Genomic DNA, 15,014 nt, shown 5'->3' with positions numbered 1-15,014 from the left:
GCGCGCCGCAGCGTGGCGAGTTCGGTCACCGCGGTACGTCCCCGCTCTCGCCCGGTGCGCGTGGGACTTCCGCCCGTCGGCGGCCCAGGCCGGCGCGGGTAGTGTCGGTCCCGACGGCCTGTGCGATGGGCCACACATCTTTCGCGGAGAGGACGAGTCGGGTGTTGAAGCAGACGCAAGCGGCGGACGCCATTGTGGTGGGCGCGGGGTTGGCGGGACTTGTCGCCACCTACGAACTGACCAAGGCGGGGCGCACGGTGGTCGTCGTCGATCAGGAGAATCGACAGAATCTCGGCGGACAGGCGTTCTGGTCGCTGGGTGGACTCTTCCTCGTCGACAGTCCCGAACAGCGACGGCTCGGCATCAAGGACTCGCCCGATCTGGCGCTGCAGGACTGGATGGGATCGGCCGGTTTCGACCGCGACGACGAGGATTACTGGCCCCGCCAGTGGGCGCGGGCGTATGTCGAGTTCGCCTCGACGATCAAGCGGCAGTATCTGCACGATCTGGGTCTGCGCTTCACACCGGTGGTCGGATGGGCCGAGCGCGGTGGCGGTTTCGCCGACGGGCACGGTAATTCGGTCCCGCGGTTCCATCTCACGTGGGGCACCGGACCCGAGGTGGTGCGCATCTTCGCCGAGCCGGTCCTCGAAGCGGAGAAGCGCGGTCTGGTCACCTTCGCGTTCCGTCATCGGGTCGACGACCTGATCGTGGAGGACGGCGCAGCGGTCGGCGTGCGCGGCCGCGTCCTGGAGCCGACCGAAACAGCTCGCGGCGTGCCGAGTTCGCGTACCGAGATCAAGGATTTCGAGCTCCGCGGGGGCGCGGTGATCGTCACCTCCGGCGGCATCGGCCACAACCACGACCTGGTCCGCCGGAACTGGCCCACCGAGCGTCTCGGCCCGGCGCCGAAGTTCATGATCGCCGGCGTCCCCGACTACGTCGACGGCCGGATGCTGGAGATCACGGAGGCCGCAGGTGGGAACATCGTCAACCGCGATCGGATGTGGCACTACACCGAGGGCATCCAGAACTGGAATCCGATCTGGTCCGACCACGCCATCCGTATCATTCCCGGACCGTCGTCGCTCTGGCTCGACGCGAACGGCAATCGCCTTCCCGCGCCGAACTTCCCGGGTTTCGACACCAACGCCACGATGAAGGCGATCCTCGACACCGGCTACGACTACTCGTGGTTCGTGCTCACCAAGTCGATCATCGAGAAGGAGTTCGCGCTGTCGGGGTCCGAGCAGAATCCCGACATCACCGAGAAGTCACTGAAGACCGCCGCCAAGAGCAGGCTCGCGAAGGGGATGCCCGGACCGGTGGAGGCGTTCACCCGTCACGGCGTCGACTTCGTGGTCCGCGACAACCTCTCGGACCTGGTGGCCGGGATGAACGAGATCGGCCGCGGTGGCCACGTCGATCTCCAGTCCCTCGAACGGCTCATCTCCGCGCGAGATTCACAGGTAGAGAACTCCTACAGCAAAGACGCGCAGATGATGGCGGTGCACAATGCGCGGAACTACCTCGGGGACAAGGTGGTTCGCGTCGCTAAGCCGCACCGTCTACTCGATCCCGCACACGGTCCGCTGATCGCGGTGCGCCTCAACATCCTCACCAGGAAGACCCTCGGCGGTCTGGAGACCAATCTCGACTCGCAGGTGATGCGTCCCGACGGCAGCGCCTTCGACGGTCTGTACGCCGCGGGCGAGGTCGCCGGCTTCGGCGGCGGCGGCGTTCACGGCTACAACGCGCTGGAGGGCACCTTCCTCGGCGGCTGCATCTTCTCCGGGCGCGCCGCGGGACGGGCGGTGGCCCGCAATTGAGGTGACCCCGTCGGTCAGCGCTCGTGCCGGCCCGGCTGATCCTGGTCGGGGGTGCGGTAGCGCTCCACGTCGGGCATCGGGCGCGTCGGATCGGCGAACGGATACGGCGAACCGGACTGCCCGCCCTCGGATCCCGGGATCGGGGCGAATCCATCGGCGGGAGCCCCGAACGACTGGGTCTGGGCTTCATCCATCGGTGACGAGATCGCACCGTGGGCGCCGATGGCCTGGGTGGACGGCTCCTGTGGAGTCTGCGGCAGCACCGTCGTCGTCTCACCGGCGGAATACTCCTCGTACGGCCCGCCCTGCGGCGTCGGAATCACCGTGGTCTGGGCCTGACGGCTTGCGGCTTCGCCGGCACCACCGTCATCCGGCGTCGGTTCGTCGCCGCGGGTCTGGTCGGCGTCGTCCGGCCCGTCGCCGCGACGGCGCCCCAGCCACACCAGCACGGCCCAGGCGATCAGGAGCAGCGCACCGAGCACACCGAGGATGATCGGAGTGATCGTGCCGCCCCACTTGAGCTGGTCGAGGTAACCCTGGGCCCGCTGCGCCTGGTGCGAGACCGTCTCGTCGTTCCACTTGAACGTGCCCTTGAGCGCGTCCATGCGGAAGTCGCGGACCGCGCGCGGCGAGTCCTCGCTGTCGTCGGGTGACTTGAAGTACTGCGCCTGGTCCTCTTCGCCGTACACGATGGTTCCGGTCACCGGCTCCACGTACACATTGCGAGTGGCCTTGGCATAGCGGTGCATCGTGATGATGTCGTTCGGCTTGACGCCCTTGCCCTTGATGCCCCACCACTTGGCAGGCATGTCCAGGATGGTGCCGAGCGGTGCGTCGCCCTGCGGATTCGGGAGATTCGAGAGGTCGGTCTCGGGAACGTCGGCGACGAAATGGTAGGTCTTGACGCCGTCGATGGTCTTCTCGCCGACGTACTTGGCGATCGCGTCCTGACGCGTGGTGGTGTCGTAGTAGTAGTACTCGCGTTTGCCGACGTCGAATCCGAACTTGTACTGGAAGCCCTTGCGGTCCTCCAGTTTCACCGAGGCCTCCTCGACGTTGCCGCCCTCCGGCACAGCCTCCAACTGCAGCTCGCTCACGGCGCCGTTGGGCGCGGACGTCTTGCGATTCACCGACACTCGGTCGACTGTCGCGGTCAGCAGGCCGTCGTTGCACTTGCGGTCGCCGTCGCTCGACGCCATCGTCGGGTCGCTCTCCTTGCCCGCGGTGTCGCGGACGCGGTCGATCTGGACCGTCTGGCCGGACTGCAACGTGGCCTGGTCCTTGTTCGACGGGTCGACGATGACCGACCGGCGCTGCTGGGTCAGATGCGCCTCCAAGGTGGCGGCCTTCGACTTGCTGACGGAGCAGCGGTCGAAGATGGTCGCCGGGAACCGATTGCCGGCGTCCCCGTCGCTCGGAACGGTGGTCGCGACCGAGGTGATGTCGAGATCGAGCGGCACCACCTTCAGCTTCGGCACCAGATAGGTGGGGATGGCGATGGCCGCGACTATGCACGCGACGCCGAGGAAGGCAAGCAATGCCAGCGCGGCACGTTTCATATCCTTCTCGTCTCCTCTTGTTCGGTCGATCTGCGTGCTTCGGTCAGCTCTCGGCCGGTCGGGACGCCGGGCGGGGAGCTCGGCGATCGCGTTCGGCTTCCTTCATGATTCCCGCCATGTAGCCGTAGATCTCGCGATCGGAGATCGCCTTCCAGCGCGGAGCCAGCAGCTTCATGTACTTCTCTACATACAACAGTTGTTTGCCGACGAGCACCAACTCCCGCGGAAGCCGCGCGTCGTGGGCCCTGGCGACCGCTGCGAGCTGCCGTCCGAGGTCGGTGTACGACATCGAGGCCATGTCGGTGGCCGACAACGGTGCGGCCACCTTCTCGATGTCGGCGCCACCCTGGGCCGTCGACCCCGGATTGTGCACCGCGCCCAACAGGAAGATCGCGCGTCCGGCGGCGTCGTAGTCCTGTTTGACGATGAGGTCGACGACCAGTTGCCGGAGGATGCGGCGGGTGCGTGCGTCGAACCGGCCGACGATGCCGAAATCGAGCATCACCAGCTTCCCCTGGTCGTCGACGAGGACGTTCCCCGCGTGCAGATCGCCGTGGAACAGTCCGCCGTGGAATGCCGAATCGAGAAGTGAGAGAAGCAGATTGCGGCACAGTGCCACGCCGTCGTGCCCCGCGGCGCGGACCGCGCGGACGTCGTCGATGCGGGTGGCGTGGATCCGCTCCATCGTCAGCACCCGAGCGGTGGTCAGCTCGCCGTACACCCGCGGCACGCGGACCCGGTCACCGAACGGGCCCGGCTGCAGGCATTCGAACCACTCGGCCATGGTGGCGGCCTCGTTGCGGAAGTCGAGCTCGGAACCGAGTCCGTCGGCGAAGTCTTCGACCACGTGGCGGGCGCTGAGCATCCGGCCGTACTCGGAGATCTCCACGAGCCCGGCCAGACGTTCCAGAATCGCTACGTCGGGCGCCAGCCGGTCGGCGATGCCCGGCCGCTGGATCTTGACGACCACCTCGTCGCCCGATGCGAGCGTCGCGGTGTGGACCTGGGCGATCGAGGCCGACGCGATCGGCACCGGATCGAACTGTGCGAAGACCTCTTCGGGCTCGGCGCCGAGTTCTTCGACGAAGACCTGCCGCACCAGCGCGGGGTCGGCCGGTCGGACTCGGTCGAGCAGGGTCTCGAATTCGTCGGCCATGGTCTTGCCGAACACTCCCGGGCTGGACGCGATCAGCTGACCGAGTTTCACGTAGGTGGGACCGAGGTGCTCGAACGTCCGGCGCACCTCATGGGCGACGTCGGAGGTGCCCGGCGGGCGCCCGCGCAGCAGTCCGGTCACCGCGCCGAGCGTCAGCCGCCCGGCGCCGACCGCGGCGTGGCCCGCGGTGGTGGTGAAGCGGGTGACCTCGGTGACCGCCGAGACGCTGGGCAGGCCGGGGCGTGCCTGCGCGCTGGGGGATTCCTGATTGGCCATCACAGTTGCCCAAGTGTAGTGGGCGAATGCGCACCGACCACCGGGCCGACGCGGCGGTCGTCGTGTCGAGGTCGAGGCAGGGGGTCACTAGTGCTCCGCCTCACGGCGGCGTAGTCTCGACCGCATGTTTTCGATCGACAGTCGATAACCTGTCGATCGCCTCTGGTTGGGAGCTCAGCATGGTCGAGGAGAGTCGGGCCGACCTCGTGGTGGTCGGTGCGGGTGTGGCGGGGCTGACGGCGGCGCTGACGGCTGCGGCCCGCGGTCTGACGGTGACAGTGCTGACCAAGGGGCGCACCTGGGCGCAGCCGGGCGCGGAGCACTCCGCGTCCACCTTCTACGCGCAGGGCGGCATCGCGGTGGTGGAGCCCGGGAACTCCGGCGACTCGGTGGCCCTGCATCTGGCCGACACAGTGGCCGCCGGTGCCGGACTCACCGACCCGTTGGCGACGGAGCCGATCCTGGCCGGGGGTTGGCCTGCGGTGACCCAGTTGGTCGGCTGGGGTGCGGAGTTCGATACGGGAGCCGACGGCCGTTTTTTGCGGACCAGGGAGGGCGGCCACAGCGTCCGTCGCATCATCCACGCAGGCGGCGACGCCACCGGCGCACGGGTGCAACAGGCGCTCGCCTCCGCGGTCGCCGCGGCACCGATCCGAGTCATCGATCACGCCTCGGCCACCGCGATCCTCACCGGCGACGGTCGCGCCGCGGGGCTGGAGTTCGTCACCGCCGGCGGTCGCGGGGTGGTCCGGGCGCCGGCGGTGCTGCTCGCGACCGGCGGTCTCGGACACGTGTACTCGGCCACCACGAACCCCGCTGCGTCGACCGGTGACGGCGTGGCGCTGGCGCTTCGGGCCGGAGCGCAGGTCGCCGACCTCGAATTCGTCCAGTTCCATCCCACCATGCTGTACGTGCCCGGGGGGCGGGGCAGGCGCACGCTGGTCAGCGAGGCAGTGCGCGGGGAGGGCGGCGTGCTGGTGGACGACCACGGCGCCCCGGTGACCGCCGGCGTGCACCCGCAGGGCGATCTCGCCCCGCGCGGCGTGGTCGCACGGGCGGTCACCGCGGCGATGCGGCGGACCGGTCGGCCGCACGTCTGGCTCGACATCTCGGCGGTGGAGGACTTCGAGCGCCGGTTCCCGACTGTCACCGCCGGTGTGCGGGCCTCGGGGCTCGACCTCGCGGGCGCGCGGCTGCCGGTGGTCCCCGGCGCGCATTACCTCTGCGGAGGTGTGGTGACCGACAGCGACGGTCGTACCAGCGTGCCGGGTCTGCTCGCGGCCGGGGAGGTGGCGCGCACCGGGTTGCACGGCGCCAACCGGCTGGCGTCCAACAGCCTTCTCGAAGGTCTGGTCATGGGCCGGTCGGCGGCACTGGCGGCGGTCGAACTCGCGGGGGTCGAGCCGCCGCGCGTGCCGGCCTCCGCGCCGACCGCCCTGCCCGCATGCGACAGGACCGAGTTGCAGGACGCGATGTCGGTGGCGGCCGCGCTCGACCGGAACGCCGAGGGCTTGGCGACGGTCGGTGCGCTGCTCGAGGCCGCACCCCTTCGTCGCCTCGCGAGCGTGGCCGACATCGAGGACGCCAACCTCACCCTGGCGGCGCGTGCGGTGGTCGCAGCCGCGCTCGAGCGCCGGGAGTCGCGCGGCTGTCATTATCGTTCGGACTTCCCCGGGAGCGAGGAGGCGCCGCAGCCGCGATACTTCGCCCTCGTCGAAGGCCGGATGCGCAGCGTCCCGCGCCTCCGGCCGGTGACCTGTGCCGGATCTGCCGAGCCTATGGCCAGTGTCGGAGGGGCTCCGTAGACTCGATCGGGGAACTCACGGGAAGGTGATGTGCAATGCGCGGTGGTGGTTGCTGGTCGTCGATCGTCGCCACTCCCGATGAGCGCTGCGCACTGCATCTGACGCCCTCCCACGATTGGCTCGTGGCCTGCGTGCTGCCCGCCGGTCATGACGGCGCCCACGGATCCGACGGCGCGCAGAGCCATTCCGGTCGCCGTCGCTGGCTGATGTGGGACGACTACGCGCGCGGTGCGCAGACCCTCGCCGAGGAGTTCGAGTGTCCCTCGCAGGCTCTCGACGGTGCGCCGTGTCTGTTCTTCGCCGGTCACGGCGGTCCGCACCGGTACGCCGCGCCGGTGGGCCGCGACTTCCCGGCCGAGCCGGTCGTGGACAGCGCGCCCGCACCGGCGCCTGTGCCGGAGCCTCGGTCCGCCCCGGCATCACCGCCGCCGCTGCCGCCCGAGGACGAGTCGTTCAGCGTCTCGGCGCTCGACGATCTCTTCGCGGGGATGCCCAGCCTCCGGGATCTGCCGACCACGGATCTGCTGGTCTTTCCCGAGAGCAGTTTCCACCCGGCCGCACCCGCCTGGCCGCAGTCGCGCGGTGACTACGTCGCCGAGCACCGTCCGGACGGTCCGCGCGCGCCGGAGGCGGTGGTCTCCGGTCCCGCGCGCTTCGAACCGGCGGAGCAGGTGATCGATGCGGAGGTGGTGGAGGCGCCGGACGCCGAACCGAAGCGGGGGCGTCGGCGGCGGCTGCGTGAGGACGCGGATCCGGCACCTCGGCCGGCCGAGGCCGGCCGCAGCAGGCATCGGGCGGCGCACGATGCGGAGGACTCCGCCGGTGCGGCCACTGTGGACCCGAACATGCTCGAGGTCCGGCCCGGCGCGGCCTCGGTGCTCACCACCCCGATGGTCGAGGTGATCTCCTCCAGTTGGGATCCCGTGCGGATGGGCATCCCGGTCGCGCGCCGACCACTGCCGGGCGACTCCGACGTGTGGTCGGTGGCGGAAGTCGTCGAAGACGCGGCCGCGCACGTGCGGTCGCTTCCCGAGGCCGCTCAAGACGGCGAGGTGTCGGCGGCGCTCCTCGATGTCGCCGAATCGCTGGGCCGTCTCGCGGACGCGCTCAAACCCTCCCGCTGAATCGACTTCGGCCCGTCGCCGGATTTTTTGGCTCCCGCACCGTTCTGTCAGCCCGGTCCGGGAGCCAAAGTTTTCGTGTACCGCATGCCCTCCTGAAATTCGATACCCCTAGGGGGTAGACGTACGCCGAAATTCGGAGTAGAACTGTGACTGAGATACCCACAGGGGGTATCGAAGGGAGGCGGGATGACCACCGACGAGACGGCGACCGCCCGCGACCATGCAGGCGGCGGGCACACCGGCCACGGATACCTGCCCGAGAAGGACAAGTTCATCCGTCGACTCAAGCTGATCGAGGGTCAGGCCCGAGGTCTGCAGCGAATGGTCGAGCAGGAGGCGTACTGCATCGACATCCTCACGCAGGTGTCGGCGATGACCAAGGCGCTCGAGTCCGTGGGGCTCGGGCTGCTGCACGACCACATGAACCACTGTGTGGTCGAAGCCGCACGCGAAAGCGACGAGGCCGCCGCGGCCAAGGTCGATGAGGCCATGAAGGCCATCACCCGCCTGGTCAAGTCCTGACCGCGGGCGCGTCCGTTTCCCGACAGACGACATCAACCAGATCACACGAATGAGGAGAGAATCCATGAGCACCACCACCACTGTCACCGTCACTGGCATGACCTGCGGCCACTGCGCAGCTTCGGTCCGGGAGGAGATCTCCGAGATCGCAGGAGTGGAGAAGGTCGACGTCGATGTGGCCAGCGGTCGCGTCGACATCACCAGCGCCGCCCCGCTCGATCCGGCCGCCGTCGGCGCTGCTGTCGCCGAGGCCGGCTACCGGGTCCAGTGACCGCGTCGGCGAGACCGGGCGTGCGGATCGCCGCATTCGCCGCCGGTCTCGCGGTGGTCTTCGGGGCGATGTTCGGCGTCGGCCGGGCCGTCGGCCCCTGGGACACCGCGCCGCAGCCGTCCCACGGCACCCAGATGCAGCACGACCAGGAGGGAACGCACAGATGACGCAGCCGATCGCCGCCGACCGGGAACTCGATCTGGAACTGATCGGGATGACGTGCGCCTCGTGTGCCAACCGGATCGAACGCAAACTCAACAAACTCGACGGAGTCACCGCCACCGTCAACTACGCCACCGAGCAGGCGCACGTGGAATACGACGGCGACGTGACCTCCGACGACCTCATCGAGGCGGTCCGGGCAGCCGGATACGACGCCGAACCGGTGCGTCCGGTGGCCACGGACGCCGAGCAGGCCGACGAGGATCCGGCGCCGTCGCGGGCCGAGGCCGAGCTGACCGCTCTGCGCCAGCGGCTGGTCGTATCGGCGGTGCTGACGGTTCCGGTGATCGCGCTGGCGATGGTCCCCGCATGGCAGTTCACCTACTGGCAGTGGCTGTCGCTGACCCTCGCGGCACCCGTGGTCGTGTGGGGTGCGCTGCCCTTCCATCGGGCGGCGCTCGCCGGAGCCCGGCACGGCACCACCACCATGGACACCCTGGTCTCGGTCGGCACCCTCGCCGCTTTCGGGTGGTCGATCTACGCCCTGTTCTGGGGTGACGCCGGCGTGCCCGGCATGACCCACGGCTTCGACTTGATCGCCTCCCGCGGCGACGGATCGTCGAACATCTACCTGGAGGCCGCGGCGGGAGTCACCACCTTCCTGCTGGCGGGCCGCTATTTCGAGAAGCGCGCCAAGCTCCGCGCGGGTGACGCGCTGCGCGCGCTCGCCGAAGTCGGCGCCAAGGACGTGACCGTGCTGCGCGACGGTCGGGAGGTCACGGTTCCGATCGGTGACTTGCAGGTCGGAGAGCGATTCGTGGTCCGGCCGGGTGAGAAGATCGCGACCGACGGCCGGGTGGTCTCGGGAGCTTCAGCTGTCGATCAGTCGATGCTCACCGGCGAGTCGATCCCCGTCGAGGTGGCGGTGGGAGACAAGGTCGTCGGCGGCACGGTGAACGCGCACGGCCGCCTCGAAGTGGAGGCGTCGGCGGTCGGCGCCGATACCGCACTCGCCCACATGGCGAAGATGGTCGCTGACGCGCAGGCGGGAAAGGCGCAGGTGCAACGATTGGCCGACCGGATCTCGGCGTACTTCGTCCCGGTCGTGATCGCGATCGCGGCGGGCGTGCTCGGTTTCTGGCTCGGTGTCGGCGGCGGTGTGACGCTGGCGCTGACGGCCGCGGTGTCGGTCCTGGTCATCGCCTGCCCGTGCGCGCTCGGTCTCGCGACCCCCACCGCGCTGATGGTCGGGACCGGCCGGGGAGCCCAACTCGGCATCCTGCTGAAGGGGCCCGAGGTGCTCGAGTCGACTCGCCGAGTCGATACCGTGGCGCTGGACAAGACCGGCACCGTGACGACCGGCGAGATGGCCGTCCGCGACGTGATCACCGCCGACGGCGTGGATGCGGACGACCTGCTGGCGCGGGCCGCGGCGGTGGAGTCCGGGTCGGAGCACCCGATCGGCCGCGCGGTCTGCAAGCACGTCGCCGAACTCGGGCTCGAGGTTCCCGAGACGGCGGACTTCCGCAATCTCGCCGGTGCGGGCGTGACCGCGTTCATCGACGGACTGCGCGTCACCGTGACCGGTCCCCGTGACGTCCCCGTTCAGCTCGGTGAGCGGATGCGTGAACAGATCGCCACGGCCTCGGCGGAGGGGGCGACGCCCGTCGTGGTCACCTATCTCGACGCGGTGGCCGGCGTGATCGTGGTGGCGGACACCGTCAAGCCCACGTCGGCGGCGGCGATCGCCGAACTCAAGCGGATGGGGCTGCGTCCGGTACTCCTGACCGGCGACAACGACGGTGCCGCGCGGCATGTCGCGGCGCAGGTCGGCATCGACGAGGTGATCGCCGATGTGACGCCGGACGGGAAGGTGGACGCGGTCCGCCGCCTGCAGGAGTCCGGCCGCGTGGTCGCGATGGTCGGCGACGGTGTCAACGACGCCGCGGCACTGGCCTCGGCCGACTTGGGGTTGGCGATGGGAACCGGCACCGACGTCGCTATCGAGGCGGGCGATCTCACGTTGGTGAGCGGCGACCTGTGGGCGGTGGTGGACGCGATCGCGTTGTCGCGCAAGACACTCAGCACCATCAAGGGGAATCTGTTCTGGGCGTTCGCCTACAACGTGGCGGCGCTGCCGTTGGCCGCCGCGGCTCTGCTCAATCCGATGATGGCGGGTCTGGCGATGGCCTTCTCCTCCGTATTCGTCGTCGCCAACAGTCTGCGGCTGCGCGGATTCCGGTCTCGTCGCGTCTCCGCGTAAGCCGTAGCGGATGGCGGCGAAGTCTTAGGATTACCAAACCTCAGATCATTTCGGTAAACCTTTCCTCGCTGGTCAGAGACGGTTTACGGGCCTATTGTGAAATCATCGCGGCGAAGGTCTCGTCGAGGAATTCATATGCAGGGGAGCGGATATGAAAATGAATGAGGAACTCGAAGTCGAGTTCAGCAAGCAGATCACCCGGGAATTCGAATCGGCGATGCTCTACCGGCAGTTGGCAATCGAGTTGGAACTGCGCGACCTTCCCGGAATGGCCTCGTGGATGCGCAGCCATTCCTCGGAAGAACTCAGCCACGCCGACCGCCTCATCGAGCACATGACCAACCGCGACAACCGCCCGCTCATCGGCGACATCACGATTCCGTCGGTCAAGGCCGACACGGTCACCGAGATCTTCGAGGTGGCGCTCGACGCCGAGCGCGACGTCTCGGAAGCGATCCGCGCGCTGTACCGGCTCGCACAGGAGCAGGGCGACATCGACTCGCGGCCGACCATCGACTGGTTCGTCTCCGAGCAGGTCGAAGAGGAGGCGACGGTCGGCGAGATCGTCGGTCGCCTGCAACTGGTGAACGAGGACGGCTCCGGCCTCCTTCGGATGGATGCGGAGCTGGCGTCGTCGAACGTCTGACAGATCAACGAGCCGATGGCCCGGCGCCCCAACGGGGTGCCGGGCCATTCCTCTTATATAGGGGCCCGGAACCGGCCGGCCCAAGTCTCTAGAACACGTTCTATTTCTGGTCTAGGCTGTCTCCCATGAGTAGACTGGACCTCCCTGAAATCGTGAATGCCTCTGACGTCGCCGAGTACAGCGACACCGTCGACGTGCTGGTGATCGGCGCAGGCATCGGCGGCTGCTGCGCGGCGCTCGAAGCGGCGGAGGCCGGGGCGTCGGTGCTGGTGCTCGAGCGATCGGCCGCGGCCGGCGGCACCACCTGCATGGCGGGAGGACACTTCTACCTCGGCGGTGGCACCGCGGTGCAGACGGCCACCGGACACCAGGACAGCGCGGAGGAGATGGCCAAGTACATCACCGCCGTCTCGCGCGACCCGGAGCCGGACAAGATCAAGGCCTACTGCGACGACAGCGTGGAGCACTTCGGCTGGCTCGAGTCGCTCGGCTTCCAGTTCGAGCGTTCGTACTACCCGGAGAAGGCGGTCATCCAACCGCAGACCCAGGGACTGATGTACACCGGCAACGAGAAGGTGTGGCCGTTCTGCGAACAGGCCGTCCCGGCGCCGCGCGGTCACAAGGTGCCCGTGCCCGGCGACACCGGCGGCGCGGGCATGGTGATCGAGCTCCTGGTGAAGCGTCTCGGCGAGCGGGGCGTGCCGATCCGCTACGAGGTCGGGGCGCGCAGGCTCGTCGTCGACGACTCCGGTGCCGTGGTCGGCGCCTACTGGAAGGCCGGCGGCGAGGACGGTTTCATTCGCGCCTCCGCCGTGGTGATCGCCGCGGGCGGATTCGTCATGAACCCCGACATGGTCGCCGAGTACGTCCCGCAGCTCGCGGAGAAGCCGTTCACGCTCGGCAGCACCTACGACGACGGTCTCGGAATCCGAATGGGCGCCTCGGTGGGCGCCGGACTCAAGCACATGGACCAGGCGTTCATCACCGCGCCGGTGTACCCGCCGTCGATCCTCCTCACCGGCCTGATCGTGAATAAGGAGGGCAAGCGGTTCGTCGCGGAGGACTCCTATCACTCGCGGACGTCCGGATTCGTGATGGACCAGACCGACCGCGCCGCCTTCCTCATCGTCGACGAGGCGCACATGCAGCGGCCAGAGTTCCCGCTGGCGCCCTTCATCGACGGCTGGGAGACGGTCGACGAGATGGCCGACGGCCTCGGCCTCGATCGGGCCACGCTGCACGCGACCCTCGATCGGTACAACGAGTACGCCGCCAAGGGCGAGGATCCGGACTTCCACAAGAGCCCCGAGTTCCTGGCGCCGCAGGACACCGGGCCCTGGGCGGCGTTCGACATGAGTCTCGGGAAGGCGCTGTACGCCGGGTTCACCGTCGGCGGCATGGCCACTTCGCTGGACGGCCAGGTGCTGACCGAGGAGGGTTCCGTGATCGACGGACTGTACGCCGCCGGAGCCTGTGCGGCGAACCTCGCGCAGGACGGAAAGGGCTACGCCAGCGGCACCCAACTGGGGGAGGGCTCGTACTTCGGTCGCCGGGCGGGGCGTCACGCGGCACATGCAGCGACCGTGCGAAATCGGGTTACTGTCCGGTAAGTGACGTATCTAACCGGCCCCTGGTCCGCGTGGCAGGGCGTGCTAACGTCATGCCACGTTTTCCATCAGCAGGGTCGGTCACGTGGCCACCTGCGGCGTGTCGCGCGAGTTCGATGAAGCACTGGCCGACGCAGGCTTAGACGCCCGTACATCCCGTGGGGCTCCCGCCTGTCGTCTACAGCGTTGGCGTCGAATCATCGTGCGCCATGTTCTGTAAGACAAGGTGAAGCTGAATATGAGTGTGGGAGAGGCAGTGAAATGCTGATCGGTATCCCCCGGGAATCAAAGGCGGGCGAGACTCTCGTCGCCGCCACCGCTAAGACGGTGGCGCAGCTGCAGCAGCTCGGCTACGAGGTGATCGTCGAGGCCGGCGCCGGTGACCGCGCCGAGCAGCCGGATGCGGCATTCGCTGAGGCGGGCACCCGTGTCGGTTCGGCCGACGAGGTGTGGGCCGCTGACGTCGTGGTCAAGGTCAACGCCCCGACGGACGACGAGATCGCGCGTATGCGGCGCGGTGCGGTCCTCATCTCGATGATGGCTCCGGCCCGTAATCCGGAACTGCTGGAGAAGCTGCGCAGTGCGGGCATCACCGCGCTGGCGATGGACGCGGTACCTCGTATCTCGCGTGCGCAGTCCATGGACGTTCTCTCGTCGATGGCCAATGTCGCGGGTTACCGCGCAGTGGTCGAGGCCGCACATGAGTTCGGCCGGATGTTCACCGGTCAGGTGACCGCGGCGGGCAAGATTCCGCCCGCGCGTGTGTTCGTGGTCGGTGCCGGCGTGGCCGGTCTGGCGGCGATCGGTGCCGCTTCGGCGATGGGCGCCGTGGTGCGTGCCTTCGACGTGCGTCCCGAGGTGGCCGAGCAGGTCGAGTCGATGGGCGCCGAGTTCGTCAAGGTCGACTTCGAGGCGGAGAAGTCCGAGGACGGCTACGCCAAGGAGATGACGGCCGAGCAGGAGGCCGCGACCGCCTCGATGTACGACGAGGAGGCCCGCGCCGCCGACATCGTCATCACCACCGCGCTGATCCCGGGACGTCCGGCACCGAAACTGCTGAGCGCCGACACCGTCGCCGGAATGAAGAACGGTTCGGTGATCGTCGACATGGCGGCGGCCAACGGCGGCAACGCCGAGGGCACCGTGGCCGACGAGAAGGTCGTCACCCCCGGCGGTGTCACGATCCTCGGCTACACCGATCTCGCGGGCCGGCTGGCCGCGCAGACCTCGCAGCTGTACGGCACCAACATCGTCAACCTGCTGAAGCTCCTGACGCCGGAGAAGAACGGTGAGCTGACGCTGGACATGGACGACGTCGTCCAGCGCGGCATCACGGTGACGCGCGACGGCGAGGGCATGTGGCCGCCGCCCCCGGTGCAGGTGTCGGCGGCACCGAAGGCCGCCGCCGCGGAACCGGCCGAGGTCGCCCCGCCCAAGGAGCCGATGTCGCCCGCCAAGAAGGTCGCGCTCTCGCTGGTCGGGATCGTGATCTTCGGTCTGGTGGTGGCCTTTGCGCCGCCGCCGATCCCGCAGCACTTCACGGTGCTCATGCTGGCGATCGTGATCGGCTACTACGTCATCGGCAATGTGGCGCACGCGCTGCATACGCCGCTGATGTCGGTGACCAACGCCATCTCCGGTGTCGTCGTGGTCGGTGCGCTGTTGCAGATCGCGTCCGACAATGTGACCGTTCAGATCCTGTCGACGATCGCGATTCTGGTCGCATCGATCAACATCTTCGGTGGCTTCGCGGTCACCCGTCGCATGCTCGCCATGTTCAGCAAGGGGGCGTGA

The 15,014-nt window shown here is 68.5% G+C and carries 12 protein-coding genes; 10 read left to right on the top strand and 2 right to left on the bottom strand.

From position 1 onward, the window contains the following. Window positions 1-161: 161 nt before the first annotated feature. Window positions 162-1,829, top strand: a complete 1,668-nt coding sequence (locus ACK8HH_RS17865) for an FAD-binding dehydrogenase (RefSeq protein ID WP_231650219.1) — start codon at window positions 162-164, stop codon at window positions 1,827-1,829. 14 nt (window positions 1,830-1,843) lie between these two features. Here the strand turns inward: ACK8HH_RS17865 and ACK8HH_RS17860 are convergent, their stop codons facing one another. Further along, window positions 1,844-3,388, bottom strand: a complete 1,545-nt coding sequence (locus ACK8HH_RS17860; protein ID WP_045538575.1) for a DUF3068 domain-containing protein — start codon at window positions 3,386-3,388, stop codon at window positions 1,844-1,846. Window positions 3,389-3,431: 43 nt separating this feature from the next. After that, on the bottom strand, window positions 3,432-4,820 hold the full coding sequence (locus ACK8HH_RS17855; protein WP_346074772.1) for an ABC1 kinase family protein: 1,389 nt from the start codon (window positions 4,818-4,820) through the stop codon (window positions 3,432-3,434). Window positions 4,821-4,999: 179 nt separating this feature from the next. Here ACK8HH_RS17855 and nadB point away from each other — a divergent pair, with 179 nt between their 5' ends. The 9 genes from nadB (at window position 5,000) to ACK8HH_RS17810 (ending at window position 15,014) form a co-directional block, all read left to right on the top strand. Continuing rightward, the gene (gene nadB, locus ACK8HH_RS17850; RefSeq protein WP_412475430.1) at window positions 5,000-6,625 is read left to right on the top strand and encodes an L-aspartate oxidase; all 1,626 of its coding nucleotides are present in this window, start codon (window positions 5,000-5,002) and stop codon (window positions 6,623-6,625) included. A 35-nt stretch (window positions 6,626-6,660) separates the two neighbouring features. Beyond that, a complete protein-coding gene (locus ACK8HH_RS17845; protein ID WP_412475429.1) occupies window positions 6,661-7,749 on the top strand; it encodes a hypothetical protein in 1,089 nt (362 codons plus the stop codon). A 186-nt stretch (window positions 7,750-7,935) separates the two neighbouring features. Then, on the top strand, window positions 7,936-8,271 hold the full coding sequence (locus ACK8HH_RS17840; protein ID WP_006896887.1) for a metal-sensitive transcriptional regulator: 336 nt from the start codon (window positions 7,936-7,938) through the stop codon (window positions 8,269-8,271). 64 nt (window positions 8,272-8,335) lie between these two features. Continuing rightward, entirely contained in the window at window positions 8,336-8,542 is a 207-nt protein-coding gene (locus ACK8HH_RS17835; RefSeq protein ID WP_006896886.1) for a heavy-metal-associated domain-containing protein, read from the top strand. A 20-nt stretch (window positions 8,543-8,562) separates the two neighbouring features. Next, window positions 8,563-8,709 (top strand): hypothetical protein, encoded by a 147-nt coding sequence (locus tag ACK8HH_RS17830; protein ID WP_169317718.1) that lies wholly within the window; start codon window positions 8,563-8,565, stop codon window positions 8,707-8,709. Beyond that, a complete protein-coding gene (locus ACK8HH_RS17825; protein ID WP_278125451.1) occupies window positions 8,706-10,967 on the top strand; it encodes a heavy metal translocating P-type ATPase in 2,262 nt (753 codons plus the stop codon). Before ACK8HH_RS17830 ends, ACK8HH_RS17825 begins: the two co-directional genes overlap by 4 nt. Window positions 10,968-11,124: 157 nt before the next feature. Next, window positions 11,125-11,613 carry a ferritin gene (locus ACK8HH_RS17820; RefSeq protein ID WP_082083933.1) on the top strand — a complete coding sequence of 163 codons (489 nt, stop codon included), beginning with the start codon at window positions 11,125-11,127 and terminating at the stop codon, window positions 11,611-11,613. Window positions 11,614-11,738: 125 nt separating this feature from the next. Next, window positions 11,739-13,223, top strand: a complete 1,485-nt coding sequence (locus tag ACK8HH_RS17815; protein ID WP_412475428.1) for an FAD-binding protein — start codon at window positions 11,739-11,741, stop codon at window positions 13,221-13,223. Between the two features lie 258 nt (window positions 13,224-13,481). Next, complete coding sequence (locus ACK8HH_RS17810) at window positions 13,482-15,014, top strand: Re/Si-specific NAD(P)(+) transhydrogenase subunit alpha (RefSeq protein ID WP_045538109.1); 1,533 nt, start codon at window positions 13,482-13,484, stop codon at window positions 15,012-15,014.

Source organism: Gordonia sp. LUNF6 (assembly GCF_047041125.1).
GTDB lineage: Bacteria > Actinomycetota > Actinomycetes > Mycobacteriales > Mycobacteriaceae > Gordonia > Gordonia sihwensis.
Note: the sequence above shows the minus strand (reverse complement) of the source record. Positions and strands in the feature narration are given on the sequence as shown.